This window comes from Vibrio sp. SCSIO 43153, assembly GCF_023716625.1.
Classification (GTDB): Bacteria; Pseudomonadota; Gammaproteobacteria; order Enterobacterales; family Vibrionaceae; genus Vibrio; species Vibrio rotiferianus.
In genome coordinates, this window is record NZ_CP071856.1 from 415,990 (window position 1) to 440,719 (window position 24,730).

At 43.4% G+C, this 24,730-nt stretch carries 25 protein-coding genes; 9 read left to right on the forward strand and 16 right to left on the reverse strand.

Going from position 1 to position 24,730, the window contains the following annotated elements:
- The first annotated feature begins 279 nt into the window (after positions 1 to 279).
- Both J4N37_RS17985 and J4N37_RS17990 read left to right on the forward strand, forming a co-directional pair.
- A complete protein-coding gene (locus J4N37_RS17985; RefSeq protein WP_171358334.1) occupies positions 280 to 936 on the forward strand; it encodes an NAD(P)H-dependent oxidoreductase in 657 nt (218 codons plus the stop codon).
- Between the two features lie 262 nt (positions 937 to 1,198).
- A complete protein-coding gene (locus J4N37_RS17990; RefSeq protein WP_171358335.1) occupies positions 1,199 to 2,053 on the forward strand; it encodes a DUF3859 domain-containing protein in 855 nt (284 codons plus the stop codon).
- A 93-nt stretch (positions 2,054 to 2,146) separates the two neighbouring features.
- On the opposite strand, the gene choV is transcribed toward J4N37_RS17990, so the two are convergent.
- From choV to betI, 6 genes are all read right to left on the reverse strand, one after another.
- On the reverse strand, positions 2,147 to 3,331 hold the full coding sequence (choV, locus tag J4N37_RS17995; protein ID WP_252043011.1) for a choline ABC transporter ATP-binding protein: 1,185 nt from the start codon (positions 3,329 to 3,331) through the stop codon (positions 2,147 to 2,149).
- Position 3,332: 1 nt separating this feature from the next.
- The gene (choW, locus tag J4N37_RS18000) at positions 3,333 to 4,175 is read right to left on the reverse strand and encodes a choline ABC transporter permease subunit (RefSeq protein WP_005425967.1); all 843 of its coding nucleotides are present in this window, start codon (positions 4,173 to 4,175) and stop codon (positions 3,333 to 3,335) included.
- A gap of 62 nt (positions 4,176 to 4,237) precedes the next feature.
- Positions 4,238 to 5,176 carry a choline ABC transporter substrate-binding protein gene (locus J4N37_RS18005; RefSeq protein WP_045412200.1) on the reverse strand — a complete coding sequence of 313 codons (939 nt, stop codon included), beginning with the start codon at positions 5,174 to 5,176 and terminating at the stop codon, positions 4,238 to 4,240.
- A 294-nt stretch (positions 5,177 to 5,470) separates the two neighbouring features.
- Complete coding sequence (gene betA / locus J4N37_RS18010; RefSeq protein WP_252043012.1) at positions 5,471 to 7,171, reverse strand: choline dehydrogenase; 1,701 nt, start codon at positions 7,169 to 7,171, stop codon at positions 5,471 to 5,473.
- A 19-nt stretch (positions 7,172 to 7,190) separates the two neighbouring features.
- The gene (betB, locus tag J4N37_RS18015; RefSeq protein ID WP_252043013.1) at positions 7,191 to 8,651 is read right to left on the reverse strand and encodes a betaine-aldehyde dehydrogenase; all 1,461 of its coding nucleotides are present in this window, start codon (positions 8,649 to 8,651) and stop codon (positions 7,191 to 7,193) included.
- 16 nt (positions 8,652 to 8,667) lie between these two features.
- Positions 8,668 to 9,267 (reverse strand): transcriptional regulator BetI, encoded by a 600-nt coding sequence (gene betI, locus J4N37_RS18020; RefSeq protein WP_005530538.1) that lies wholly within the window; start codon positions 9,265 to 9,267, stop codon positions 8,668 to 8,670.
- A gap of 546 nt (positions 9,268 to 9,813) precedes the next feature.
- On the opposite strand from betI, the gene J4N37_RS18025 reads away from it, so the two are divergent.
- Positions 9,814 to 11,265 carry a coniferyl aldehyde dehydrogenase gene (locus J4N37_RS18025; RefSeq protein WP_252043014.1) on the forward strand — a complete coding sequence of 484 codons (1,452 nt, stop codon included), beginning with the start codon at positions 9,814 to 9,816 and terminating at the stop codon, positions 11,263 to 11,265.
- A gap of 47 nt (positions 11,266 to 11,312) precedes the next feature.
- Here J4N37_RS18025 and J4N37_RS18030 read toward each other — a convergent pair whose 3' ends face one another.
- Positions 11,313 to 12,311 carry an AraC family transcriptional regulator gene (locus tag J4N37_RS18030; RefSeq protein WP_252043015.1) on the reverse strand — a complete coding sequence of 333 codons (999 nt, stop codon included), beginning with the start codon at positions 12,309 to 12,311 and terminating at the stop codon, positions 11,313 to 11,315.
- Between the two features lie 328 nt (positions 12,312 to 12,639).
- Here J4N37_RS18030 and J4N37_RS18035 point away from each other — a divergent pair, with 328 nt between their 5' ends.
- Positions 12,640 to 12,960 carry a hypothetical protein gene (locus tag J4N37_RS18035; RefSeq protein ID WP_045386708.1) on the forward strand — a complete coding sequence of 107 codons (321 nt, stop codon included), beginning with the start codon at positions 12,640 to 12,642 and terminating at the stop codon, positions 12,958 to 12,960.
- Between the two features lie 321 nt (positions 12,961 to 13,281).
- Here the strand turns inward: J4N37_RS18035 and J4N37_RS18040 are convergent, their stop codons facing one another.
- Together J4N37_RS18040 and tnpA are read right to left on the reverse strand one after the other, a co-directional pair.
- Positions 13,282 to 14,712, reverse strand: coding sequence for a pyridoxal phosphate-dependent decarboxylase family protein (locus J4N37_RS18040; RefSeq protein WP_252043016.1), 1,431 nt, complete (start codon positions 14,710 to 14,712; stop codon positions 13,282 to 13,284).
- 213 nt (positions 14,713 to 14,925) lie between these two features.
- Positions 14,926 to 15,387: an IS200/IS605 family transposase gene (tnpA, locus tag J4N37_RS18045; RefSeq protein ID WP_252043017.1), complete on the reverse strand. Its 462-nt coding sequence runs from the start codon at positions 15,385 to 15,387 to the stop codon at positions 14,926 to 14,928.
- A gap of 274 nt (positions 15,388 to 15,661) precedes the next feature.
- Between tnpA and J4N37_RS18050 the strand changes: the two genes are divergently transcribed.
- Positions 15,662 to 16,048: a hypothetical protein gene (locus tag J4N37_RS18050; protein ID WP_252043018.1), complete on the forward strand. Its 387-nt coding sequence runs from the start codon at positions 15,662 to 15,664 to the stop codon at positions 16,046 to 16,048.
- A gap of 184 nt (positions 16,049 to 16,232) precedes the next feature.
- Here the strand turns inward: J4N37_RS18050 and J4N37_RS18055 are convergent, their stop codons facing one another.
- Together J4N37_RS18055 and J4N37_RS18060 are read right to left on the reverse strand one after the other, a co-directional pair.
- Positions 16,233 to 17,495 carry a metal-dependent hydrolase family protein gene (locus J4N37_RS18055; protein WP_252043019.1) on the reverse strand — a complete coding sequence of 421 codons (1,263 nt, stop codon included), beginning with the start codon at positions 17,493 to 17,495 and terminating at the stop codon, positions 16,233 to 16,235.
- Positions 17,496 to 17,668: 173 nt separating this feature from the next.
- Complete coding sequence (locus J4N37_RS18060; RefSeq protein ID WP_216604408.1) at positions 17,669 to 18,190, reverse strand: prepilin-type N-terminal cleavage/methylation domain-containing protein; 522 nt, start codon at positions 18,188 to 18,190, stop codon at positions 17,669 to 17,671.
- A 234-nt stretch (positions 18,191 to 18,424) separates the two neighbouring features.
- Between J4N37_RS18060 and J4N37_RS18065 the strand changes: the two genes are divergently transcribed.
- From J4N37_RS18065 to J4N37_RS18075, 3 genes are read left to right on the forward strand one after another with little or no spacing between them, the layout of a single operon-like run.
- Positions 18,425 to 18,628, forward strand: a complete 204-nt coding sequence (locus J4N37_RS18065; RefSeq protein ID WP_171358345.1) for a DUF3955 domain-containing protein — start codon at positions 18,425 to 18,427, stop codon at positions 18,626 to 18,628.
- Between the two features lie 48 nt (positions 18,629 to 18,676).
- The gene (locus J4N37_RS18070; RefSeq protein WP_252043020.1) at positions 18,677 to 19,459 is read left to right on the forward strand and encodes a nucleotidyltransferase domain-containing protein; all 783 of its coding nucleotides are present in this window, start codon (positions 18,677 to 18,679) and stop codon (positions 19,457 to 19,459) included.
- A gap of 28 nt (positions 19,460 to 19,487) precedes the next feature.
- A complete protein-coding gene (locus J4N37_RS18075) occupies positions 19,488 to 20,072 on the forward strand; it encodes a DUF1287 domain-containing protein (RefSeq protein ID WP_252043021.1) in 585 nt (194 codons plus the stop codon).
- A 143-nt stretch (positions 20,073 to 20,215) separates the two neighbouring features.
- On the opposite strand, the gene J4N37_RS18080 is transcribed toward J4N37_RS18075, so the two are convergent.
- From J4N37_RS18080 to J4N37_RS18095, 4 genes are all read right to left on the reverse strand, one after another.
- Positions 20,216 to 20,584, reverse strand: coding sequence for a hypothetical protein (locus J4N37_RS18080; protein WP_252043023.1), 369 nt, complete (start codon positions 20,582 to 20,584; stop codon positions 20,216 to 20,218).
- A 101-nt stretch (positions 20,585 to 20,685) separates the two neighbouring features.
- Positions 20,686 to 21,321: a class I SAM-dependent methyltransferase gene (locus J4N37_RS18085; protein ID WP_052447932.1), complete on the reverse strand. Its 636-nt coding sequence runs from the start codon at positions 21,319 to 21,321 to the stop codon at positions 20,686 to 20,688.
- 86 nt (positions 21,322 to 21,407) lie between these two features.
- Positions 21,408 to 22,061 carry an HAD family hydrolase gene (locus tag J4N37_RS18090; protein ID WP_252043024.1) on the reverse strand — a complete coding sequence of 218 codons (654 nt, stop codon included), beginning with the start codon at positions 22,059 to 22,061 and terminating at the stop codon, positions 21,408 to 21,410.
- Positions 22,062 to 22,111: 50 nt separating this feature from the next.
- Positions 22,112 to 22,525 (reverse strand): RDD family protein, encoded by a 414-nt coding sequence (locus tag J4N37_RS18095; RefSeq protein WP_045386693.1) that lies wholly within the window; start codon positions 22,523 to 22,525, stop codon positions 22,112 to 22,114.
- 604 nt (positions 22,526 to 23,129) lie between these two features.
- Here J4N37_RS18095 and J4N37_RS18100 point away from each other — a divergent pair.
- Positions 23,130 to 23,528 (forward strand): hypothetical protein, encoded by a 399-nt coding sequence (locus J4N37_RS18100; RefSeq protein ID WP_252043025.1) that lies wholly within the window; start codon positions 23,130 to 23,132, stop codon positions 23,526 to 23,528.
- Positions 23,529 to 23,732: 204 nt separating this feature from the next.
- Here the strand turns inward: J4N37_RS18100 and J4N37_RS18105 are convergent, their stop codons facing one another.
- The gene (locus tag J4N37_RS18105; protein ID WP_252043026.1) at positions 23,733 to 24,155 is read right to left on the reverse strand and encodes a tetratricopeptide repeat protein; all 423 of its coding nucleotides are present in this window, start codon (positions 24,153 to 24,155) and stop codon (positions 23,733 to 23,735) included.
- Positions 24,156 to 24,730: the final 575 nt, after the last annotated feature.

The following is a 24,730-nucleotide window of genomic DNA, read 5'->3' on the forward strand; positions in this document are numbered from 1 at the left end:
CTCCAACCAACTTATCTATTTTCATTATGAATGTAATTTGATAATCCTACCAAGCTCGTTGGTGGTTTCTGCGGTTTCTGAACGTCGGCGTACGGAGAATGCCAACCTGCCTTTTAGGCGTTCAAATTCGATTTTCAATAAAAAATAGAAAGTGATTTAAACGAAACACGTATTATCAATTCGATAAAAGTCGATATTATGGACTCACTTTCGAGGTACGCATGGTTGTCGATGCTAAGCGCATCCTCATTTGTTGAATAATTTTAAGAGGATATCAACGTGTCTCATCAAATCATTACAGACCTAAACAACCGTTACACAGCTAAAAAATACGACGAAGAGAAACGCATCTCTCAAGAAGATATGGCAATCATCAAAGAAGCAATCCGCCTATCTGCGTCTTCTATCAACTCTCAGCCTTGGAAATTCATCGTAATTGAGAGCGACGAAGCGAAACAGCGTTTCCACGATACGTTTGCTAACATGCACCAGTTTAACCAACCGCATGCTAAAGCCGCGTCTCACACTATTCTGCTGGCGTACGATCCAAAATTCACTAAAGAGAAATTCGCGAAGCGCGTTGATGCCGAAGTAACTTCTGGTCACTTACCAGCAGAGATGTACGACATGTTCATGGGTGCTTACGCTTTCGCTGAAGCAAACACAGACGAGAATGGCTACAACGGCGGTTGGACTAAAGCGCAAGTTTACATCGCGCTTGGTAACCTACTGCACACACTAGCGCGTCTAGGTATTGACTCTACTCCAATGGAAGGTGTTGACCCAACATTGATCGGCGAAGAATTCAAAACAGAACTCGACGGTCACGTATGTGAAGTTGCACTTGCAATCGGTTACCACAAAGATGGCGAAGACTACAACCACGGCCTGCCTAAAGCACGCCTTCACATCGATGACGTGGTTACTACTCTGTAAGTCATAAGTCGAGTTGGTTTTCTTAAGGAGAGTCGTTTATACGGCTCTCCTCTCGTTTTACGAATCCACTATTAATCGAAAACTCACCAAATTAAGCTTAATTTTATATAAACCTCAAACTTTGAACACTTGGCAGTCAAGCAAATTGTCTTGAGTGTTTCTCCTCTATATACTGCGCGCTCACTTTAAAGCCTCCCAATCTAAAGCATTGTTTGGCAAATAAAAACTTCGATATAACTCCCACAAAATAAGCAGGATTATAATGATCAGCAGTAAAGCGTCAGTACTTGGCCTAATTTCCCTTTCTATTTTACTTGGTGGTTGTGCTACCACTAAAGAAGAGCAAAACAACCAACAAACTAACGTTGAGCAAACATCTGAAAACAAAGTTAAGGTTGGAGCGACAGCTAAGATCAATAAGTCTGGCCTTGCAACGCCTGCTTTTAAAAACAAGCAGCTTGTTGGTTATAACTTCCAAAAAGGCTTCGCGGTTCCTGCAGAAATTGGCAACTTCTTTGGCTTTAGCTACACGGCAACTCAGTCAGTTTCGATGACACCAGATGCAACCGAAGGAAAAGTTTATAAGAGCCTACCGGTTATCGTTGAAGTGACTCACCCTGAGATCAATGGCTCAACTCAAAGCAGCTGGAACGATACGCTTTACTTTGGTCGTGATAACTTTGCAATGTGGCAGTTTGAATCAGAAGCAGAACTTGCAAACGGTAAATGGACAGTGGCAGTTAAGCTGAATGATGAAATCATCGCAGAGAAAAACTTCTTCGTTCAAGTGCCACCAAAAATGCCAGCGAAAGTGACGCAAGTTTGTGATGCGCAAGTAGAACTTTTCCCTAAACCACTACAAGAAGCTCATACTGCATGTTGTGAAAACAACGACGCACAAGCTTGTTACAACTTTGCATGGCGTGGTCTAGAGCGCATTCGTGATAAAGTAGGCGCGCAACTTTACTACGCAAAAAGCTGTGATTTAGGTGATGTTTCTGGCTGTCGCACGGCAGCAAAACTTGCTGACACTAAAGAACAGAAAATGGAATTCTTCAAAAAAGGTTGTGATTTGGACGACTTCGAAAGCTGTGTTGACGCAAAACTAGAGCTTTAGCAACAACAGACGTTGAATTGAAAAGAGCCGCACTTGATCAGTGCGGCTCTTTTTTATTTTAAGAAGGTAACAAACGTTTGGGATAAGAAATAGCTACGCCACTTGCTTGGACTTAAAGTTACCAAGCAGCGCATCGTACAACTCGTTATCACTCAATACGCCCACTAACTTGTTCTCTTCCACCAGCAAGATAGGTTGATTGCTGCGCTGCTTCAGTTCAATCGCCTCACGCATGCTGATGTCTGGGTTAGCTTGAACGACCGTACTTTCACCGATGTCGTCGAGTGTGGTTAAATCGCTTTCCCAATTCACCAATGACTTATCGGAATCCACCAGCGTTACACCTTTCGGCTCTTGCTCGACCCAAATCTGCTTATCTGCACACACCAATACGCGGTCATTTTGCTGCTTAAGCTCGGTGCAGGCTTGCATCAGTGAACGACCTTTCAACACGTTAAGCGGATTAGTGTGGGCTACAAAATCTGCCACATATTCGTTTTCTGGCGCAAGGATGATTTGCTCAGGCTTGCCGTGTTGGATCAGTTTGCCCGACTCCATAATGGCAATGTTGTTACCGATTTTCAGTGCTTCGTCTAAGTCATGGCTCACAAACAAAATCGTCTTGTTGAGCTTCTCTTGCAGTTGAATTAATTCATCTTGAAGCTGAGCGCGAATCAGAGGATCGAGCGCAGAGAACGGTTCATCCATTAACAAGATGTCAGTATCCATAGCAAAGGCGCGAGCTAAACCAACGCGTTGCTGCATGCCGCCAGAAAGCTCATGCGGGAACTTACTCTCCCACTCTCTTAGCCCAACCATATCTAGTTGTTCGCGCGCTTTTTTACGACGCTCAGCTTTGCCCATGCCTTGCATCTCAAGACCAAACGCCACGTTATCCAATACGGTCAACCACGGCATAAGCGCAAACTTTTGGAACACCATCGATACACGGTGAGTACGCAAGTTACGTAAAGTCTGTTCGTCACAACTGGCAAGCTCCACCATGTCTTCGCCATCTTTGATTTTGAGGGAGCCGCGAGAGATCTCATTCAAACCATTAACGGCACGAAGCAAGCTGGATTTCCCCGAACCTGAAAGCCCCATCAATACGCAGATCTCACCTTGTTTGACGCTCATTGAGACCTTATCAACACCAACCACTTGTCCAGTTTCATCAATGATCTCTTGGCGAGACTTACCTTGGTCTAAAAGCGCCAATGCGCGCTCTTGCTGCTGCCCAAACACAACGTCGAGGTTTTCAATCGTAATTGCATCCATGTTATGCCTCCTTTTGGTTTGGTGCTTTGCATAGGCGATCGAGAATAATCGCGACCAAAACAATCGCTAAACCCGCTTCAAAGCCTTGAGAAATGTTCACGGTGTTCAGTGCTCGTACGACTGGTTTACCCAGACCATCCGCACCGACTAGCGCAGCAATCACCACCATAGAAAGCGACAACATAATGCACTGGGTCACACCCGCCATAATGCTTGGCAGAGCCGCCGGGAGTTCGACTTTGAATAGCAATTTCATGCGGCTTGCACCAAAGGCTTTACCCGCTTCAATCAACTCTTCTGGCACTTTGGTGATACCAAGGTAAGTCAGACGAATTGGCGCGGCGATGGCAAAGATAATGGTGGAAATCAGCCCCGGAACAATGCCCAAACCAAATAGAACCAATGTTGGGATCAGATACACAAACGTTGGTACGGTCTGCATTAAATCGAGTATCGGGCGCAATAAGGTATACAACCACGGGCGATGCGCCGCCATGATGCCTAGCGGCACGCCAATTAATACGGAAATCGTTGTCGCAGCGAAGACGAGAACAAAGGTTTCCAGCATTTCTTGCCAGTAGCCGAGGTTAAGGATAGTCAGCAGCGCCAGCACGATAAACACAACTAGAGGAATGCTGCGGTGTAGGAACCACGCAATCGCTGCGGTCATGATGATTGGTGCTGCCGGTGGCATCCATTTGAAAATATCCACCACGAATAGAATGATGGTTTCGAGAAAAATAGAGATAGCATCAAAGAAACCCGACGCGTTCATGGTTAACCAATCCACGCCTGTTTCCATCCATTCGCCCAACGGAAGTTTGTTGTCCGTAATAAAATTCACAATAAAACCTTTGTGTTAATAGGCGGGCATCGCTGCCCACCTTTTCCTAAAGAGAGGAATGATTAAGCGTTTGTTTTTAGGTAAGAAGTAATCGCTTGTTTTGCATCTTTGCCGTCTAGCGTCTTAACGCCTTCTAGCCACGCTTCAAATTGTTGTGGGTTAGCATTCAACCATTCTTGCGCTGCTTTCGCTGGCTTCTGTTTTTGGTTTAGAATCGCTTCCATCAACTGGTTTTCCATCTCTAAGCTGAACTCTAGATTCTTAAGCAGTTGACCCACGTTTTGACACTCAGATAGGTAGTCTTGGCGCACATTGGTGTAGACATTTGCACCACCGTAGTTAGGACCAAAGAAGTCGTCACCGCCAGATAGGTATTCCATCTCAACATTGCTGTTCATTGGGTGTGGTGCCCAACCTAGGTAAACGATCCATTGGTTACGACGCACAGCACGAGACACCTGAGACACCATGCCTGCTTCGCTTGATTCCACTAGGCTGAAGTCTTTCAAGCCGAATGCATCGCTGTCGATCATATCTTGGATCAAACGGTTGCCATCGTTGCCCGGCTCTATGCCGTAGATGCGGTCTTTAAATTTGTCGGCATGTTTTACCAAGTCAGCAAAGCTTTTCACGCCTGCGTCATACACATACTTTGGCACAGCTAGTGTGTATTTCGCGCCTTCAAGGTTTGCACGAACGGTTTCCACTGTGCCAGCTTCACGGTACTTGGCGATATCGCCTTCCATGGTCGGCATCCAGTTACCTAGGAATACGTCAATGTCGCCGTTTGCCATTGAAGAGTACGTCACAGGTACAGACAGAAGATCGGTCTTGGTTTTGTAGCCCAAGCCTTTTAGTAGCTCAGAGGTAACTGCAGTGGTTGCAGTGATGTCCGTCCAGCCTACATCGGCAAATCGAACGGTTTCACATTGGTTAGCGTAGGCACCTGTCGCTACTGCACTCAGCGCGATAGATGAAAAGATTTTTGTCATCGTAGACATGTTTAAATTCCTTGTAATGATCAGGGTCTGTTGACCTTGCGCGGTTAATTTTTGTTCGAGATAAAATCGTTTTAGGCGAGGCAGGAGTGTGTCGCCTAGTCACTCTAAGCAAATACGCCTTAACAAAGCATAAAACGATTTTAACCGAACCCTTTGGGCAGCGTTTGTTGGTCATTTCTACTGCGTTATCGACTTCTCATGTAGGCTAGCTACATAGCAAAGTCTCTGCCTTGCATAAATACCCAACAATTCGCTGCAAAAATCAGCTCGAAAGGTAAATAGACCCTACTGACTTTATGAGATTGAGCTTAAGTCTCTTTTCGGCGGACGCATTCTTTGCGTCTCTTGCCAGTTCGGAGCAATCCAAACTGGTGTGTTATTCGATTGTTCGAGTACGTTCCCCAAGATCATGTCCGCGGCACGCTCTGCAACCATAATGGTTGGTGCGTTTAAGTTGCCATTCGGAATGGTTGGGAAGATGGATGAATCCACCACACGCAAGCCTTCAATGCCGCGCACTTGGCAGGCTTCATTCAGAACTGCCATTGGATCACTGTCTGCGCCCATTTTGCAGCTACACGATGGGTGGTAAGCACTTTCCACGTTTTGCTTCACCCATTCATCAATCGCTTCGTCGCTGGTGATGTTAAGACCCGGTTGGATCTCTTCACCACGGAACGCATCCATTGCAGGTTGATTCAGGATTTCACGCGTTAGACGAATACAGTCTCGCCAATCCTGCTTATCTTGTTCCGTCGAGATGTAATTGAACTCGATTTTTGGTTTGTCATTTGGGTTAGCAGAAACCACTTCTACGCTACCGCGACTCTCTGGCTTGTTTGGACCAACATGCACTTGGAAGCCGTGACCATCAAATGCCGCGCGTCCGTCATAACGCATTGCTGCTGGTAGGAAGTGATATTGAATATTTGGCGATTTCAATCCTTCACGAGAACGGATGAAAGCGCACGATTCAAAGTGGTTGGTTGCGCCCAGACCTTTGCGCGTCAAAATCCACTCCGTACCAATCAAACCTTTGCTGATCAAACCTAACTTGCTGTTTAGCGTGATCGGCTGTTTGCAGTGATACTGGAAATACACTTCAAGGTGGTCTTGCAAGTTCTTACCCACTCCTTCGAGAGCGTGTTTCACTTCAATACCCGCTTTTTCAAGTACAGTCTTAGGACCAATACCCGAAAGTTGCAGCAGTTGTACCGAGCCGATGGAACCCGCACTCGACACAACCTCTTTGTTAGCAAAGCACTGTTTGATTTTGCCAGATTGCTCAAACTCAATGCCGACCGCTTTCTTGCCTTCAAGCAAAATACGGTGAGCAGTTACGCCTTTCATCAAGGTGAAGTTGCTGCGCTTTTTTGTACGGCTTAAGTAAGCGTTAGAGGTGGAAGCACGCACGCCTTTGTCTACCGTCATGTGCATTGGACCGAAGCCCTCTTGCTGATAGCCGTTGTAATCTTGCGTTTCTGGGTAGCCTGCGTCTTTACCTGCTTCAATAAACGCTTGGTAAAGTGGATTCAGCTTCATGTCGTTGCCGTTGCACGTACCTACCGGACCGCTGTCGCCACGGTATTCGTCTGCGCCACCTGTCCACGTTTCCGCTTTACGGAAGTACGGCAGGCACGCTTGGTAGTTCCAGCCTTTCGCGCCTTCTACTTCCCATTCGTCAAAGTCACAGGCATGACCACGAACATAAACCATGCCGTTGATCGAAGAGCTACCGCCCAGAACTTTGCCGCGTGGACAATGCAGTTGGCGTCCGTCTAATCCCTCTTCCACAACAGTTTCGAACTGCCATGCGTACTTTTCAGTGTTCATTGGGTAAGACAGCGCCGTTGGCATTTGAATGAAGATGCTCTTGTCTGAGCCACCCGCTTCCAACAGCAAGACTTGGTACTGACCGCTTTCACTCAGGCGATCCGCCAAAACACAGCCTGCCGAGCCAGCACCGACGATGATGTAATCGTAGTGTTGTTGCATTACAAATCCTCCAGACTGATTACGCGTAAGGGCTGTCGAAATCACCCAAATGCACTAACACGCTCTTGGTTTGGGTGTAATGCTTAAGGGTCTCGACGCCGTTTTCACGTCCAATGCCAGACAGTTTGTAACCGCCAACGGGCATTTCAGCTGGAGAGTCACCCCAGGTGTTAATCCAACAGATTCCTGCTTGGATTTGGTGAATGACGCGGTGTGCACGAGATAAGTTTTGTGTAAACACACCAGCCGCAAGCCCGTAATCAGTGTTGTTAGCACGAGCAATCACTTCGTCTTCGTCACTGAACTTAAGCACTGACATTACGGGACCAAAGATCTCTTGCTGCACATGCGGCATGTCGTCTTCGCAATCAATGAAAACCGTTGGCACAACAAAATTACCACTCGCCAAGCCGTTTTCTGTGACTTTGTAGCCACCAGTCAGCAACGTTGCTTTGGTTGCTTTCGCTTGTTCAATTGCGGAAAGAACTTTTGATTCGTGTTCTTTGGAAATTAGCGCGCCAATTTGAGTTTGTTCATCGAGTGGATCGCCAACCACCAGCAGCTCAGTACGCTTCTTAAGCTGAGCGACAAATTCATCATAAATACCTTCATGAACGAACACGCGAGTACCGTGTGTACAGACCTCACCTTGGGTGTAGAAGTTTGCGACCATTGCAGCAGAAACCGCATCGTCTAGCTTGGCATCATCAAAAATGAGCATTGGAGACTTACCGCCAAGCTCCATTGTGACTTGCTTCAGCGTCGCGGCGCTATCACCCATCACGACTTTGCCCGTACCCGATTCACCCGTGAAAGAGACTTTAGCGATGTCTGGATGTGCGGTGAGCATCTGCCCTACTCGGTAATCACCTTGAATGACGTTGAACACGCCATCTGGCAATCCCGCTTCACTGTAGATTTCTGCTAGTTTGAGTGCAGTTAACGGGGTTTCTTCTGATGGTTTAAAGATCATCGCATTACCCGCAGCAAGTGCAGGGGCAGATTTCCACATTGCGATTTGAATTGGGTAGTTCCATGCGCCAATACCCGCGCAAATACCCAGAGGCTCGCGGCGAGTGTAGAAAAACTGTGATTCATTCAGCGGTTGTTGTTCGCCATGCATGCTAGGCGCAAGACCTGCGTAGTATTCAATGACATCCGCGCCCGTTGCAATGTCTACGCAATTCGCTTCCTGAATTGGCTTGCCCGTATCCGCGACTTCTAGTGCCGCCAGTTCATCGTTTCTTTCACGAAGTAGCGCCACCGCTTTAAGCAAAATGCGGCTTCGTTCTGTCGCCGTCATTGCAGACCAAATCGCAAAACCACGTTTGGCAGATTCAATTGCTGCTTGCATGTCTTGCTGGTTAGCCTGCTTCACATTTGCAAGCGGTTCACCATTGGCTGGATTGTATGTGGTGAAGTGTTCTTCTGAGCATCCTAGGTGCATGGCACCATCGATGTAGTGTGCTTTCATATCCATTTGAAGGTTTGACTCTTTATTTTAGTTTTGAATAGAACGTGAGTTGTTTGTCGAGATAGTCGTTAATGATGACGCGAGCTTTCTCGGCATCGATGCCTTGCGGGTTGAGCGTTCCGCGCAGCCAAATGCCATCAATCAGTGACGCAATACCATGCGCTACTAGCTCTGCTTGGTCATTATCCAGCAAAGCTTTTAATTCTTTTTTTAGGTGAGAAAGGAGGCGTCGTTCATTCACTCGTTGCAGACGTTTGAGCTGGGCGTCATGCATAGAGTACGACCAGAATGCCAACCAAGTTTTTGCCACTTGGTTCTCGGCTTGGAAACCCACAAAGTTGCCGTCGATGATGGCATTAATACGTTGATGATGCGCATCAGCCGGCAGCTGGCTTAGGTTCTCTTTGATGGTGGCAGAAAGCTGGCGCAGGATTTCACGCATGGTCTCTTCTAACAAGCCGTGCTTTCCACCGAAATAGTGATTAATGATCCCTGTTGATACCCCTGCTTCTTTGCTGATCAACGAGATACTCGCGGCGTGCAAACCTACTCTGTCGATGACCGACATCGTCGCTTTGACTAGCTGCGGTTTTCTGATTTCAGGCATCCCAACCTTGGGCATTTTGCATCCTTGTTATTTTTAATTGAGCGGTTAGTTAAATATAAAATGCCTTAAATTTAGTTCGAACTCAAACTAATTATCTAGAAAAAATGACAGATACAGCCGAATCATTTCGACTACAATCATTACTAAAACTTGAGAAAAGATAGAACTTACGAAGATTTAATACGTAAAAACAGAAAAATAAAAACCTTTAAAATCAATAAATAGAATTTTTATAACGCAAATTATAGATACAAAGACTCATGAAAGCCCCGTTCTTATCAAAAGTACAAACAAAGACAAATACAATGAGCTCAAATATTTTCTACACATTTTATTTTTAAGTTTGTTAATTGACCAAGGAATGGCATACCACTTCATCACATCAAGTTCATTGCACTAGGATGTAAACACCTTGTGGCAGTCAAGATCGTTCAGTTTGATGACATTCTTTGTTTTTGTTGTCCGGTTTGGACAATAAAATGTCCGCTATCAACATGTGAAGTTCACTTTGCTAAAGACATACTGAATTCCATAAACGCAGATACTAATGAGGAGTCAGATATGTCAGCTCAACCACTTTACGACATTGACCAACCAGAAGCGGCGCTTCGTCCAACGTTAGAAACATTGAAAAGTGCTTTCTTAACCATTCCAAATCCAAGCGCTGGCATGCGTATTGAACGTCTTCAAAGACTGCACTCGGCTTTGTTAGCCTATCAAGACCGTCTCATAGACGCGGTAGATCAAGATTTCAATGGGCGCTCAAGTGCTGAAACCTTAATGATCGAGCTTCTGCCCATTCTTGAAGGAATTCATTACAACAAGAAAAACCTGCGTAAGTGGATGAAACCATCTCGTCGCAAAACACCTTTGATGTTATTCGGCGCGAAAACTAAAGTGCATTACCAACCACTCGGTGTTGTTGGGATTGTTGTGCCTTGGAACTTCCCTATTTTCTTAGGTTTATCACCTTTGGCTGGCGCGCTGGCGGCGGGTAATTTGGCTATGATCAAAACTTCTGAATTTGCTCCAAAGACGGGTGAAGTGATGAAGCAAATGATCTCCGAATATTTCACCTCTGACGAGGTTGTCGTGGTCAATGGTGGCGTTGAAGTCGCGACTGAATTCACCAAATTGCCGTTTGATCATATTGTTTTCACTGGCTCAACTCAGGTTGGTAGCATTGTAATGCAGGCGGCAGCACAGAACCTGACTCCTGTGACTCTCGAATTGGGCGGCAAATCTCCTGCCATCATCCACGAAGACTTCCCTATTGAAGAAGCGGCTAAACGCATCGCTTTTGGTAAAGGTATCAACGCTGGGCAAGCTTGCGTTTCACCCGACTACATTTTAGTGCCAAATGGCAAGGTGGATGAGTTTGCAGAAGCATTCAAAAACGCCATCTCCAAGCATTATCCAACCATGCGTGACAACCCAGATTACACCTCCATTATTACAGAGAGGCAGCGCGATAGACTGGCTGAAAACATTGCTGACGCGAATCAAAAAGGCGCAGAAGTGATGGTGATAAACCCAGCAAACGAAGACTTCTCTGGGACTCGTAAACTGCCTATGCATGTGGTTAAGAATGTCACTCACGACATGCGAGTGATGCGTGAAGAGATCTTTGGCCCAATTCTGCCGCTAGTACCTTACGAAACGCTTGATGACGCCATTCAATACGTCCAAAGCAAAGATAGACCGCTTGCCCTGTACTACTTCGACTGGGATCAGGGCCGCATTGAGAAAGTGGTAAACAACACACATTCAGGCGGCGTGTGTATCAATGAAGTGATGACCCATACCATGGTCGATGATATGCCATTCGGCGGTGTAGGACCTTCGGGCATGGGACACTACCACGGTAAAGAAGGCTTCTTGAACTTCTCGAAAGCAAAATCGATTGTGATCAAAGGTCGCTTTGATGCGAGCCAGTACATCTCTGCACCTTGGGGAAATAAGATGTTCAACTTCTTCACCAACTTCCAGTTGAATCGTCTGAAGAAATTCTAGAACCAAACAGCCCTAATGACGCTCAAAGTCATTAGGGCTATTTGTTATCAACACGTTTTCTTAATACTGCCAGGTGAGAAACCGAACTGCTTTACAAAGGCTCGAATAAAGCTCGCTGGCTCGGCATACCCTACTCGCCATGCGACGGTTTCTACGTTCAAACAAGAAGCTTCAAGTAACTGTCGAGCAATGGTCAAACGCGTGTTGGCATACAGTTCTCGATAAGTTGTCCCTTCATCACTCAAACGCCTTCTTAAGGTTCGCTCTGTCATTGAGAGCTTGTCCGCGACCGCACTGAGCGTCTTCTCTTCTGCGATATCTTCGAGAACCACTTCTTTCACGCGCTCGGTCCACTGTTTCTCTTCACCTTCTCCCTGAGCCACAATGGCATCACACTGCTCCAGACAAAACTTCAAGGTAACCGGATCGCTTTTTGGCAGTGGCTGATTGAGCATAGAATGAGGAATCACCAACGCGTGGTGTGATTGCCCGCCTTTAACATGAATACCAAGAACCTGACTAAGTTTGTCGATGTGTTCCGGGTTATCTAGCGTGGTTTTCAGATAAAGGTCTTCCAATGCGGACAAAGGTAATGCTTCACGCATAAAGTTAAGCGTAACGGCGGTATGCCTCTCTAAGATGAAAGGCGTTACTCGCTCAGACAAACCAGACATGCCAAAGCTCAGCTCACCACCTTCTTGCGTCTCTTTGAAAGTCAGTTTGGCAATCACCAAAGAGAGCGCGACATAGTCGATTGCTGTGTTGAACGCCGCACGCATCGTCGGACTGGTTAGTATCGCAAACCCCCAAATGCCGAACACATTCACATGCATTTGCTGACCTATTTCAGCACCGAGCCCCACTTCACTTGGCGCCAGTTTGACGTAGTTTTCTATCACCGCAACTTCTTGCGGCATGGTGAGTTTAAGATCGTCTTTGACAAGATCTTGCTCTGTCAGCCCTGTGCCCGCTAAGCATTCCTCTAAAGGAATACCTCGCTTCTGTGCGGTATCACAAATCAATCGTACGCTGGTTATCGATCTCATAAGTGTCTCTGTAGGTGAACAAGGCTTACGAGTTTGAATTTTAATGCAATCATGCACTTATGCATAAACCATAACTTCCTGATTCAGGTATTTCCTTTTAAGCGAGAGTACTGATAGAAGTATAGAGCGTCAATGCTGAGAAGATAGTCAAAGCACATTGCATTGATGTGAGCCTCAGTTCAGCCGTGAATTCTACTCGTTGTACCAACTCACCACAGGACAATGAAATATAATTTGCTTGTGTATTTATTCTTGCCGCTAAATGGCAATTTTTGAAAGTCATTCCCCTTTATCTTACTTATCAACTTGTTTGAATTAGGAAAGAGAAATGAAAGCACGTAATGCCCTTTTGATTTTACTTACAAGCACTATTGGTTTTAACGCTAATGCGATTACCGACGCCAGCAAGGTTGGCGCAAATGCAGGAGCGATGAGTTACTGCTACGATCGCGTCGCCTCTGGCAAAGACAAATCGAAATACCGTTTATTGAAGCTCAAAACACTGGAAGAGTATCAAGACCTAGACAGCGGTGATCGAGCGAGAGCCCTAGTGATGAAGAAAGCCGCTGAAGATGGAGAATATCTTGGCGATCCACTGGATAAATCACGATGCAATAGCTTAAGAAAGATGTTGTTTGTAAAATACTAATCGAACCAAAATCCTTAAAGCCATCACTGTTTAGTGGTGGCTTTTTTGTAGAGATTTGCCCTCAAGCGTTTCAAGTAACCATTTCTATCACAACAGTGCATGCACTAAACCGAAGCCTTACTAAATAAGGTACCCAGACTCCCTTACACGAGTTTCGAGCCTACTCTCTACCTCAAGTGAGCTTAGGTCTGTCAGCTACAAAAACGGACTTTCACATGCCCAGGAATGAAAGGGTTAACTTACTTCCATACATGAATCGTTAAAACAAAAACCGCACTTAACAAAGTGCGGTTTTTAAAAGGCAGGGTTCTAAAATAGAAACTACATCAGTGCAAGTTCTGCCTTATAGGCTTGAATGATCTTTTCTGCTGATTGATCAATATCTTGTTCTGAGGTGTGATAGTTGAGCACCGAGAACAACATGGTTTTTAGACCTTTATAACCTGATGTTGATGGGTATAAGAATCCCTCTTGCTGCAACCGATGTACGACACGATCAGTAAGTTCATTGCGATATTCATCATCACCAATGCCAAACTGCGCAGAGAATCGGTTAGACACCACATCATTAAGGATGGTAACCCCCTGTACTTGCGCCAACTTATCTGCCATACGCTTTGCTAACGTGACACAATTGTCTAGATGAGCAACAATACCCTCTTTACCCAATGACTTGAATGCAGCATAAACAGGTAAACCTCGTGCACGTCGTGATGCCGCGATGCCAAAGTTGATCGCATTTCGGTCCGGTTTCTCCATGGCATCATTCAAGTAATCCCCCATATTACTACCACCCATCGCACTCGTAATTTTGCTAGGGTCTTTAACAATTACCATGCCGCAATCGTAAGGCATGTTAAACCATTTATGACCATCAGTATCAATAGAGTCCGCTCGCTCAATGCCTTTCAATAGATGTTTCTGGCTGTCGCTCGCTGCAGCCCAAAGGCCAATCGCACCATCAACATGCAACCACGCGTTTTCATGCGCTGCGACCGCATCTGCGATTTCATCAAATGGGTCAAAGGCACCGGAATCGATACAACCAGCCTGAGCACAAACTAGCGCAGGTCCACTGCAATCAGACAGAACTCGGTTCAGCTCTGATGGAATCAATCGAAGATTGCTGTCTGTCGGTGCTTTTTTAATACATTCGACTCCAAGGCCAATCATGGAAAGCGCTCGCTTGATAGTTGAATGGATCTGGTCACTCACCACTACGTTGATGCGTGGTGCACCATACAAACCTTTTGTCGCGACGTCCCAATCAGCTTTTGCGAGTAACGAATTACGTGCAGTGATCAGAGATGTGTAAATTGCCTCTTGCGCTCCTGAGGTAAAGCCAACTGCCGAGCCTTGTGTAAGACCCAGCAAGTCAATCATCCACTCAGCTGCGGTTTCTTCAGCGACTGCCATCGCAGGGCTAGAAACATAGTAAGGGACATTCTGGTCCCAAGCACTGACTAACCAATCAGCCGCTAAAGACGCTGGAAATGTACCGCCAATTGCGTAGCCAAAGAAACGGGGGCCACCTGACGCTACTAGGCCGGCATCCAGTGCATTCACCATATTATCAATGACTTTTTCTGGCTCACTCCCACCACTAGGTAAATCACCTCCAATCAACTCTCTTAGCTGCTGAGATGTGGTTTCTTTATCAACAGGACGCTCACCTAGTGACTCTAGGTAATCGGTCGCATGCTCTAGTGAACGTTCTAGTAAAGGGCGGTAGTCTTTGAAATGATGAGACATAATGTTTCTCTCTGTTGTCGGAAATTATCTTCAATATACCGCCTGCAGCCGAGATTAATTGCCACATCACGACAAGCACAAATTAAGCTTGCCGGCTTTTTACACATAAAAAATTATCCACCGGCATAGCCGGTGGTTTTTCATATGCGCCTATAGGGCTCTCCTACTGGCAGCGCCCTAGCAGGCGCATAGTGATCTGACATTTGCATATGACTATTTCCTGCGGCCCGTAAACGGGCTACCTGAATACGGGATCGACAATTGCTCCCCCATTTTATCCTGCTCTAGTTGGTGCTTTATGTATCTTTGTATCTTGCCTGTGTTTTTTCCTACCGTATCTACATAATACCCTCGACACCAAAATTCTCGATTCCTGTACTTGAACTTCAAATCTCCAAATCGCTCATAGAGCATCAGGCTACTTTTTCCTTTCAAATGCCCCATAAACGAGGAAACACTCATCTTCAGTGGTATCTCTAAAAGCATATGAATATGATCTGCGCAGCATTCCGCTTCAATAATATTCACGTCCTTCCATTCACATAGTTTTCTAAGTATCTCTCCTACTGCCCTTCGTCTCTCACCATAGAACACCTGTCTTCGGTACTTAGGTGCAAAAACCACATGATATTTACAGTTCCAACGCGTATGCTCTAAGCTATTTTCTTCCCCCATTGGGACCCCTTTCAATTCTTAATTAACTCTTGCAGTTGCCAGATCACAAGACGTTTTTATCAAATTGAAAGGGGTTATATAACTGACTCATAGCTGTAAGCTTTACGGAACCCCCAGCCTAGCTGGGGGTTTTCTCTATACAATAAGCGAAGCTAGGGGGGTGGATGTCAGTTCCGTAGCTACGCTCAAGCAACATCTTGCTTAACTCGATTAAAATCGAGCAATTTTTTGCCTCCACTTTCCTCGTGTTATAGTCGTTTTTTTAGGAGGCGACATGGATAAAACCAATAAAAACCTTTCAATAATCATATTCTTATTTATTACGATATCACTATCTGCAGCAAGCGGTTATCAGTACGTTGGTGACTTTATTGAGAAAGGGCTTAACGCTATCAGTTTCTTTATCGGGTATTTTGTGCTGGTGGCTATGTTTGGCATCTTTAAGGGCGTCACTCTATTTACTCGAAAGCAGCTTTTATTTCTTGCCTACTCTTCTATCGTGTTCGTATTTGCTGTTTACCTATATCCATGCTTCAAGTATTCAGACCAGAACCAAAGCGCCCTAATGTCTACTTTCGTTTTCGACCTAATTCTTAACACCTTTATTTTCACAGTTCTATATAAGGAAGCCAGCAATGAACGCAGCAAAAGTAATCGCTGAAATTAGAAGATTAGCGCCGCTTGTTAGTATCTTAAGGCGTGTTTGATGATTGGGTTGCTAGCATGAAGCATGAGAGCTACCTCTTATTGTCTTTGATTACGGATTCAGCACCTTTAATCAAAGTGGGTAACTCTCTTCTTTTCAAATTGAAGTGTCAGATCTAGTCGGAACTAATACAACTTATTTATAAAGTGTTTTTGTATACAACACCGTCTTTCATGATTAGCTTCTGTGTCTCTGTATTTGCGACACACTCGACGCCGTCAAGGGGGTTACCATCAATGATCAATAAGTCTGCATAAGCACCCTCAACGATTTGTCCCAGTTTTCCTTCTTGGTACGGGTGTTGGTATGTCGACATTTCAAATAGGCGTCCACAGTTTGACGTTGCCATGCGAAGCGCTGTAATGGTATCGAACGTTTTTTCAATCGCACCAAGCTCATTTAATTGCGTTGCATGGACGTTGGTTTCACCTACACAGTCGGTACCAAACGCAAGGTTTTGAATATCGTACTTTTTGATAAGCTCTGCAGATTTAAACATTGCTTTGCCTACTCGTTCAGTTTTGCGATAAGTCTCTTCGTTTGGTAGCGGAATCTTACGCTCGGCAATCAAAGATGAAGTAAAGTAAGATGGAATAACCCAAATGCCTTTCTCTTTAATCGTTTGAGCAATATCATCATCCATGATAGTTGCATGCTCGAAAGACATCACACCCGCCTCTGCCGCTCTTCGCATTGCATCTGCGGTATGAATATGAGCAGCGACATACGTACCGTAATCACTAGCAGCTTCAACAGCGGCTTTCATTTCATCCAGTGTGTATTGCAGCGTGTCTAGTGGATCAAACGTTGAAGATGCACCGCCGCCAGCCATGATTTTGATCTGAGATGCACCCACGAATAACTGTTCACGAACCGCTTTGAGCACCTCCGCTCGGCCATCAGCTACTTTCATCGCCCCTAACTTCATCATTGGCGAATCTTCATGCCCGTTTGCTAAACGTTCTTGAGCTTGATTTTGACGGTAATCTGAATGACCACTAGTTTGAGAAATTGCCGCCATTGATGGCAAAATGCGAGGACCTTTTGCATAGCCATTATCGATGCTTTTCTTCAAACCAAGGGTGTTACCAGCAACATCTCGAATCGTAGTAAAACCACGCATTAACATTTCTTCAGAGATTTTCGCTGAGCGAATCGCCACTTCTTCACGTGTCATGCCATCCAGTTCATTAAAGCCAGCTGAAAGCGTGATGTGTACATGCGCATCAATCAGACCTGGCATCACCGTCTTGCCTTCGGCATCAATGATTTTCTCAGCCTTCGAGTCATCCACTTTCCCGATTTGTGTGATTAGATTATTTTCAATTAGAATGTCTACGTTCTTTTGAAGTTGCTCATCCACACCGTTAAACACGTTTGCATTTTTAATTACGATACTCATGGTTTCTATCTCCAAGTCAGTTGTCTCAATACAGGTGCATCATATCGAGCTGCTCGAAGATATAATTGCCATTTCACGACAGAGTATTACATCGCTAACTAGAGTAAAGTTTGATGATTGAGCGGTTATGATTAACGATAGAAAAAGAGCCGCATAATGCGGCTCTTTATCAGTTATGAATCTGGGTCGTCATCAATAATGACATCGCCAGTTTGCGAGTTATAAAAGATGGATAACTCCGGCAGAGTATTATAGTTGTAACGGCATTGACCAGGGTTAATATAGTTCGCTTGATATTCGGACCGATTTACATCGCTGGATGTCGAAATTGTTGGTGGTTCAACAAAGAGAACATTCCATACTGAAATACAGTCAGCACTATTATTTAACGTTGGAAACTCCTCATAAGGAGGGTATTGCTGAGCAGGAAATCCCCACTGGTTGATATCTAGTTGATCTTCAGGCCCATCACCGTAGATTTGAAGATTATCCGCCGGACCACCACCATTCATAGCCATCGCTTTAGAGTGTGCAAGGCTAATCGCCGTTTTAAAAGATGCACCGCTTCTTTGGACAGATGCGACATGTGCGTCTGTAGTAACACCTAAAAACCTAGGTGCCGCGACCACCGCAAGTATGCCAAGTACTACGATGACGACAACAAGCTCAATTAACGTGAAACCTTTCACTTTCATCGTGTGTTTACCCATTATTGTTTTTTGTTATTCCATTCTTGCATTTTTTAACATGATAGAAATCACATCGCACTAAAAATCAAACCTTGCTCACGACAATTGATAAAAAATACAATAACGAAAATTAACATTTCACTTATAACAAGCACCTTTAAATTTCGACGCCATCAAATAGATTTGATAGTGTAGGTAGCATCTAATTAGATTAGTAATAAATTTAAAGTAAGGTGAAGAATGCACTATCTAAAAAACTATTGGTTAAGTATCACCTTTGTTCTAATTAGTGGCTTATGTGTTCTACTCTACCGTGCTGCTCCGTCATATATAGATGAGAACGGTTTTCTAGTTGAGGCTTTTGGTTTCATACCTCTTTCTTGGTTTTTCCTGTTGCTATCGGCTATCGCCTTTCTCGTAACTTACTGGCGAAATAAAAGATAGTTTAAACCCATAACGAACAAGCGCGTGGCCGCATATGGAGATGGATATTTGAAAAATAACGGATTAGATCATCAAGGCTACATCATCAACCCGTGCTCACAAGATCGTATTCAACCTGAGTTTACTCACCTCATTGAAACAACCCTGCAATCATTGCAATCAAGCCTCAGTGGCACGCTTCATAGCGTTTACTTGTATGGCAGTATCGCAAAAGGCAGTGCTATACCTTTTCTATCAGACTTAGATCTGTCTTTGGTCTTTAATGAACCAATCAACGACGCAGATACCAAGTACCTTGCCCAGCTATCTCTCGATCTTCAGCTGCAATTTCCTATCGTCAGTAAGATTGACTTTGACTCAGGCCATGTTGAAGAAGTTCTTAACCCAAGAGAGAAGTATCGATGGCAGTTTTGGTTGAAGCATTCTTGCTGTTGCATTTGGGGAGAAGATTTGTCCGTAGGCTTTTGCAAACATAAGCCAAATATCAAAATTGCACACGAACTCAATCATGATCTGGCAGCTTTCATCATCGCTATTAAAGATAACCAAAGTTTGACGGAAGCGATCAAAAGTAAATCGATGGCAAAGAAGATATTACGAACCGCTTATTATCTCATCGCACATGAAGACGACAGCTGGTACACGGATCTCGATAAGTGCTCAGAAAGTCTCTTAAAATTCTATCCTGACGATAAACAAGCGATTCATGACGCACTTCATTTAGCTATTGATGAAACCACCGATTCCACCTTAGCCATTAAGGTATATCAAACATTTGGTACTAAGCTCGCACAAAAGCTAAATGGCGTTTCGTTATATTCGAGCCAGTAGCTAAGCAAACATGAAACAAGGAGGTTTCGTGCAACTCTCTCTTTTATTGATCGCGATGGCGTTGTCATCGGATGCCCTTGCAGAAGCGTCTTTCTCTGAGCTCCTTACTGAAGCTGCGAAAGAAAGGACAACCTTTGATGTTCAATATGATGGCTCATACTACGGTATAAACTATCCAAACGGAGACGTTCCTGAAGGGATTGGAGTCTGCACGGACGTGATTATTCGCAGTTATCGCAAACTCGGCATCGATCTTCAAGTTTTAGTACACGAAGATATGCGCGATAACTTTAATAAATACCCCTCAAAACGTATCTGGGGGCTTAGTACCACTGATAGAAACATTGACCATAGAAGAGTCCCCAACCTTCAAACTTTTTTCTCTCGCCACGGCACCTCTCTGCCAGTATCTTCAAATCCATCTTCTTACCAAGCTGGGGATATAGTTACGTGGATGCTACCAGGAAACCTTCCACATATTGGCATTGTGATTGACAAGTACTCAGATGGAGAAAAGCGCCCACTAATTGTGCACAATATAGGCGCAGGAACCGTCATTGAAGATATGCTGTTTGACTATAAAATAACTGGGCATTATCGATTTCAGCCATAGTGTCAGTATGAATGCGTACAGTATTGTGTTTGGTGGCCCTAGGTCAGAAGCTAAGCCAAGTTGGTAAGATAGAGCACCCTATTTCCACTCTGTGCGTAAACACCATAAAATATCATGTGTCGCCAAACATTCTTATGCGATTGCTATACACCTGATTGTACCTTCTTGATTTTTAGCCAAAACGCCTCTTGGCACTTATTCGTAAAGTTCTTTTTATTCGGTTTAATATTTATAGTGTTAGGTTGTTCTATCACCTCATATGAAATCCAGCACTCCTCACAAACGACCTCCGAGAAGTGAGCTGATGATTCGAGTTCAGTTAACTTTCTTATCGTAACACCGTTGATAAACTTTGCGGTTAACTCACTGCTTTCGGTAATAATGCCGTCTTCTTCCAATGTTTGGGCTCTATTTGTCTCCTCTGTGAACGTCAAACAGTCGGAGCCTTCATTCATCGCCAATATATAGGTAAACAAGTTGTTCATTATCGTTCCCAGATTTATATCAAGCATACATAGCGCCTTGTTAAACAGCCAAAGTGGTACCAATTTACACTATTACGCTGATTCATCGTCGTGTCCATCACCTACCTCTGAGCACCATGCGATTCCTGCTAACACTTCTGAACGAAAATATATCTGACTTCATATGCTTTTTGTCCGTGCTTAGCATGACTGACACTGTCGATGACTTGACCACCTTCAAGTTTCGTAAACTGCCGGAAACTATTCGTTAGATCCGGTTCGGTGAAAAAATGTATGTACTTTCCAGCTTTCACCTCAAAAGTAGCTGCTTCTACTTCTGTCCCACACCCAAAGTAATCATCATTTTCTGAAAGCGCGGTAAAGAACATAAAGCCATTCGGTCTTACAAAGCGACTGCATTTATCGATGAATCTGCTGCGTTCTTTCTCTAGAAACAAATGAAGTACATCAAAGCAAAAAATGGCGTCATATTTTTCTTCTGGTAGCTCTACATCAAAAATCGAACCATGAAATAAATTTATTCGTGGGTCATAATTACGGGCTAAGTTACAAGCCGTTGATGATATCTCTACGCCGGTTACATCGAATCCATTAGAAGTAAACAGCTTACTATTTCTACCATACCCCACACCGGGAATTAAGATGCTATGCACTTGGTTTTCTTTGAAATGAGATAAAGCTATATCAGCGGTAATACTTGGTCTATTTCCCCAAATACAAGCACTTTCTTTAAACTGTTCATCCCAGTATGCTTCTTGATTCAAACTCCCTCCTTGTACCGAAACAAACTCACGCATCAATATTTGGATATTGAGAATAAAATGCCGAGCGTTGTGAATCACTCTCAAGTTTATTGCTGTACTAACATTTCATCGTAGGCTTCAATTACTTTAGAAGCTGCACTCATGTCATTTTTGCCATTAAACTCATGCTTAATCACGACAACTTCACAACCGCTTGATTTACCGGCCAAAACCCCAGCAGTCGAGTCTTCAAAAATCAACGTGCTCTCTGGAGAGGCATTTAGCTGTGACAAAGCTAAATTATAAGCTTCAGGATCGGGTTTATGCTTGGTCACATGCTCTTGAGTAATGACAATTTCGAAAGCTTCTGTAAGATTTAACGTCTCGAGGATGTTGTCCACCATCCATGTTGCCGCTGAGCTAACAACACCACATGTTTTCCCTGTCTTGTTTAATTGTTCAATATACTCTTTTGCGCCTGTATTTAACTCTAAGTTATCTGATAAAAGACGCTCGTAGTGAGTGCGAAAATGGGAATTAAACTCTTCTAACATCGGATAAATCGATGCCGCTTCAAAGAAATGTCCTGTCACTACTGACCAGCTTTCACCCATCACATCCTTATAAATGTTAAAATCAACCTCTGAGCCATAATCTGCGCACGCTAACGCCAGCGCCTTCCCTTTTAGCGGCTCCGAATTCACTAACGTCCCATCCATATCAAATAGATACACTTGATAATCTTTCAAAATACTCTCCACGAAAAAATCTATAGTTTTATATACACAGGATACCTAGAGCTGTTTATCGACTACCTGACTATAACGATTGTGTTTGCCAACTTGTCGCCTAGCCTTTGTCTTCTTTTACCAAGAATGAATACTGCATCAAACATGCCGATAAGTGGCGTAAGCACATTGCGGAAAAATGACTGTGGGAAGCTGCAACTTTTCCCTGTAACCGAATCAATGACTGATATACCTAATAGCTTCTTACCGAAACTTTGTCCTTGTGCTAAGCCATCAGAAAGCAGGAAGTATATCGCTGCTCCGAAAAAGGCAATTAAACTTGCGATTTCTTGGGATAAGCCAATTAAATTGGCAGCCCAAAGCGAAAAAATGAACATTGAAATGCTAATTACGCCGTCGATGAGTTGTCCTAAGTAACGTAGACCTGGACTAGCAAGCCTGTGCGACTCAATAATTGAACCTCTATCAATTTCCATTTTGATTCTCTCTTAGTGTTTTAGATGTTGAATATATTGCCTTATTCCTCGTCAAGGGAGGGCGTACGCCACCGTCTAATTTCGAACTAAAGATATCACGCAAACTAAATATCAATTAAACGCTTTTTAACTATTATCTATAACTCGTCAATTTACCCAAAAACATTAAAGCCTGTAACTAAAATATCAACAAAAATCACCACTACAAGCTAAACTTAGCGACGTAAAATTAAGTTGCAATATTGTATTAAAAGACATGGAGAGTGAGTTCTAAGTTTTTACACGTGCTTCTAGAGTTTTGAGAGGAGACTTATCCATAGCTTAACTGAACTTTACTTCTCTCAGTACATACTTATGTGTACTTAATTGAAACTCAACGTCACTAAGCAAGGTGATCTGAATAAATTTTATACAACAAACCATTGCATGCAGGTCAAGAAAATCTGAAATGGGCTACTGGTATTCTACTTCCATTTTTCATACTTAAATTCAATTAAATACATTTCAGTCAGTATCTTAGAATAAAATTGAGATATCAAACATGAATAAGCCTTTCCAAATTGCTAGTGTCGACTTCCTTTCCAATAATATCTAAAGGTTGAATATGAAGTATTTTTTCTTGGCTTTAACACTCTTTTTTTCGCAAACTGCTTTTTCTGGAAGTGGTAAAACAATTATCCCAACTTGGGAAAGTAATCACGCAGCTTTCTTCTATGTCACAAACATCACTAATAACCCCATCAGTGTTAATTTAAAATTGTACGATCGAGATGGAAATGTTATCAACCTCTTAGATTGGGGATACAAAGAAAGTTTTATTGTCGATCCAAAAGCCACAAACAAATTTTCAATTAAGGCTCCAAGATCAAATCGAGCTGAATGGGGATTTGGAACAGTCTCTTGGGAAAACCAATCGGGTGACGATGAAGTAGCGCTAATTATGTATACAAGTAATATTGTTTATGATAATAAGGTCGCTGTAAACGGTGGAAAGCCATTTTAAAAAAGCGGCTAAAGCCGCTTTTATTTTCCTTTCCCTAAAAACCAAAGCCATCTATACCATCTAACTATGTTATGCACTGATTTCACTAGCAATGCTAGTTAAATTATCAGCTACTACAATTTTGACTGATATATTCCAAATAGAACTTGCTCATATCTTGAACTTTATTTTGTTCATCATTGGTAAGCGTTTTAACAAATTTTTCTAGCATTCTGTTATTGTCATGATAGCCATTAGCCCGCGATACAAACATCCATACGTACGCTTGAAGATTATCTTTAGCAACCCACGTCCAAGAAAATACAGTAAACCAACGTTGTATTGGGATTCCAAAATACCTTTTGGGGCTGCTTGCTCATATAAATGAATAGCTTTTCTGTCATTTTTATCCACAGCTTTCCCTGTATGGTACATATTTCCTAGATTATTTTGAGCTTTTGCATGCTCCTGTTTTGCGGATTGTTGATAACAGTACATAGGCTGTTCATCGTCTATCTCCACATCTAAACCTTCATCGTATATCCAACCAAGGTAAAACTGTCCGTCAATATGTCCTTGCTTGGCTGATTTTTCATACCAATAAACGGCTTTGTTGTCGTCTTGACCTATACCATACATCAATCCCATATGAACCTGAGCAACTTCACTTCCCTCCTCTGCTGCACCTTACATTAAAGAAAAAGGCTCCTCTTTCCAGCCCAAGGAACAAACTGACATTGAAGGTGCTGCCATTGTCATAATCATTAATGTTATTTCTATAGACATAAAAATCTCTCACATGAAGAAATCCATTCATTTAATTAAGTTACGCATGTTAAAAACATAAATTTATTATCAACATTCCTGTCAATTAAAAAATTTATATGCATAACCGAACGTGTGTCCAATGAGTTATAAAAAATTTAAAGGGAATCTTTTTAATTACACACCATTAAAATTAAATTTCGCAGATAAGGATTCATTTATCAATATAATCCTTATTATTTGCGATAAAAAAAATAAAGTAATTTCTTATATATTAGATGTAAGCCTTTCATTACTATTGCTTTCAATTAACGTGTAAAAAATTGCTAACGGGCTTTGATGTATCGGGGCTTCCTAAAAACTACTCTGTATCTAAGCATGTTATCCAGTTTCAAACTAATAACTATGCAACAAGCTGTTTACGGAGTGCTACACGCCCTTCTGCTACATACTGAAGA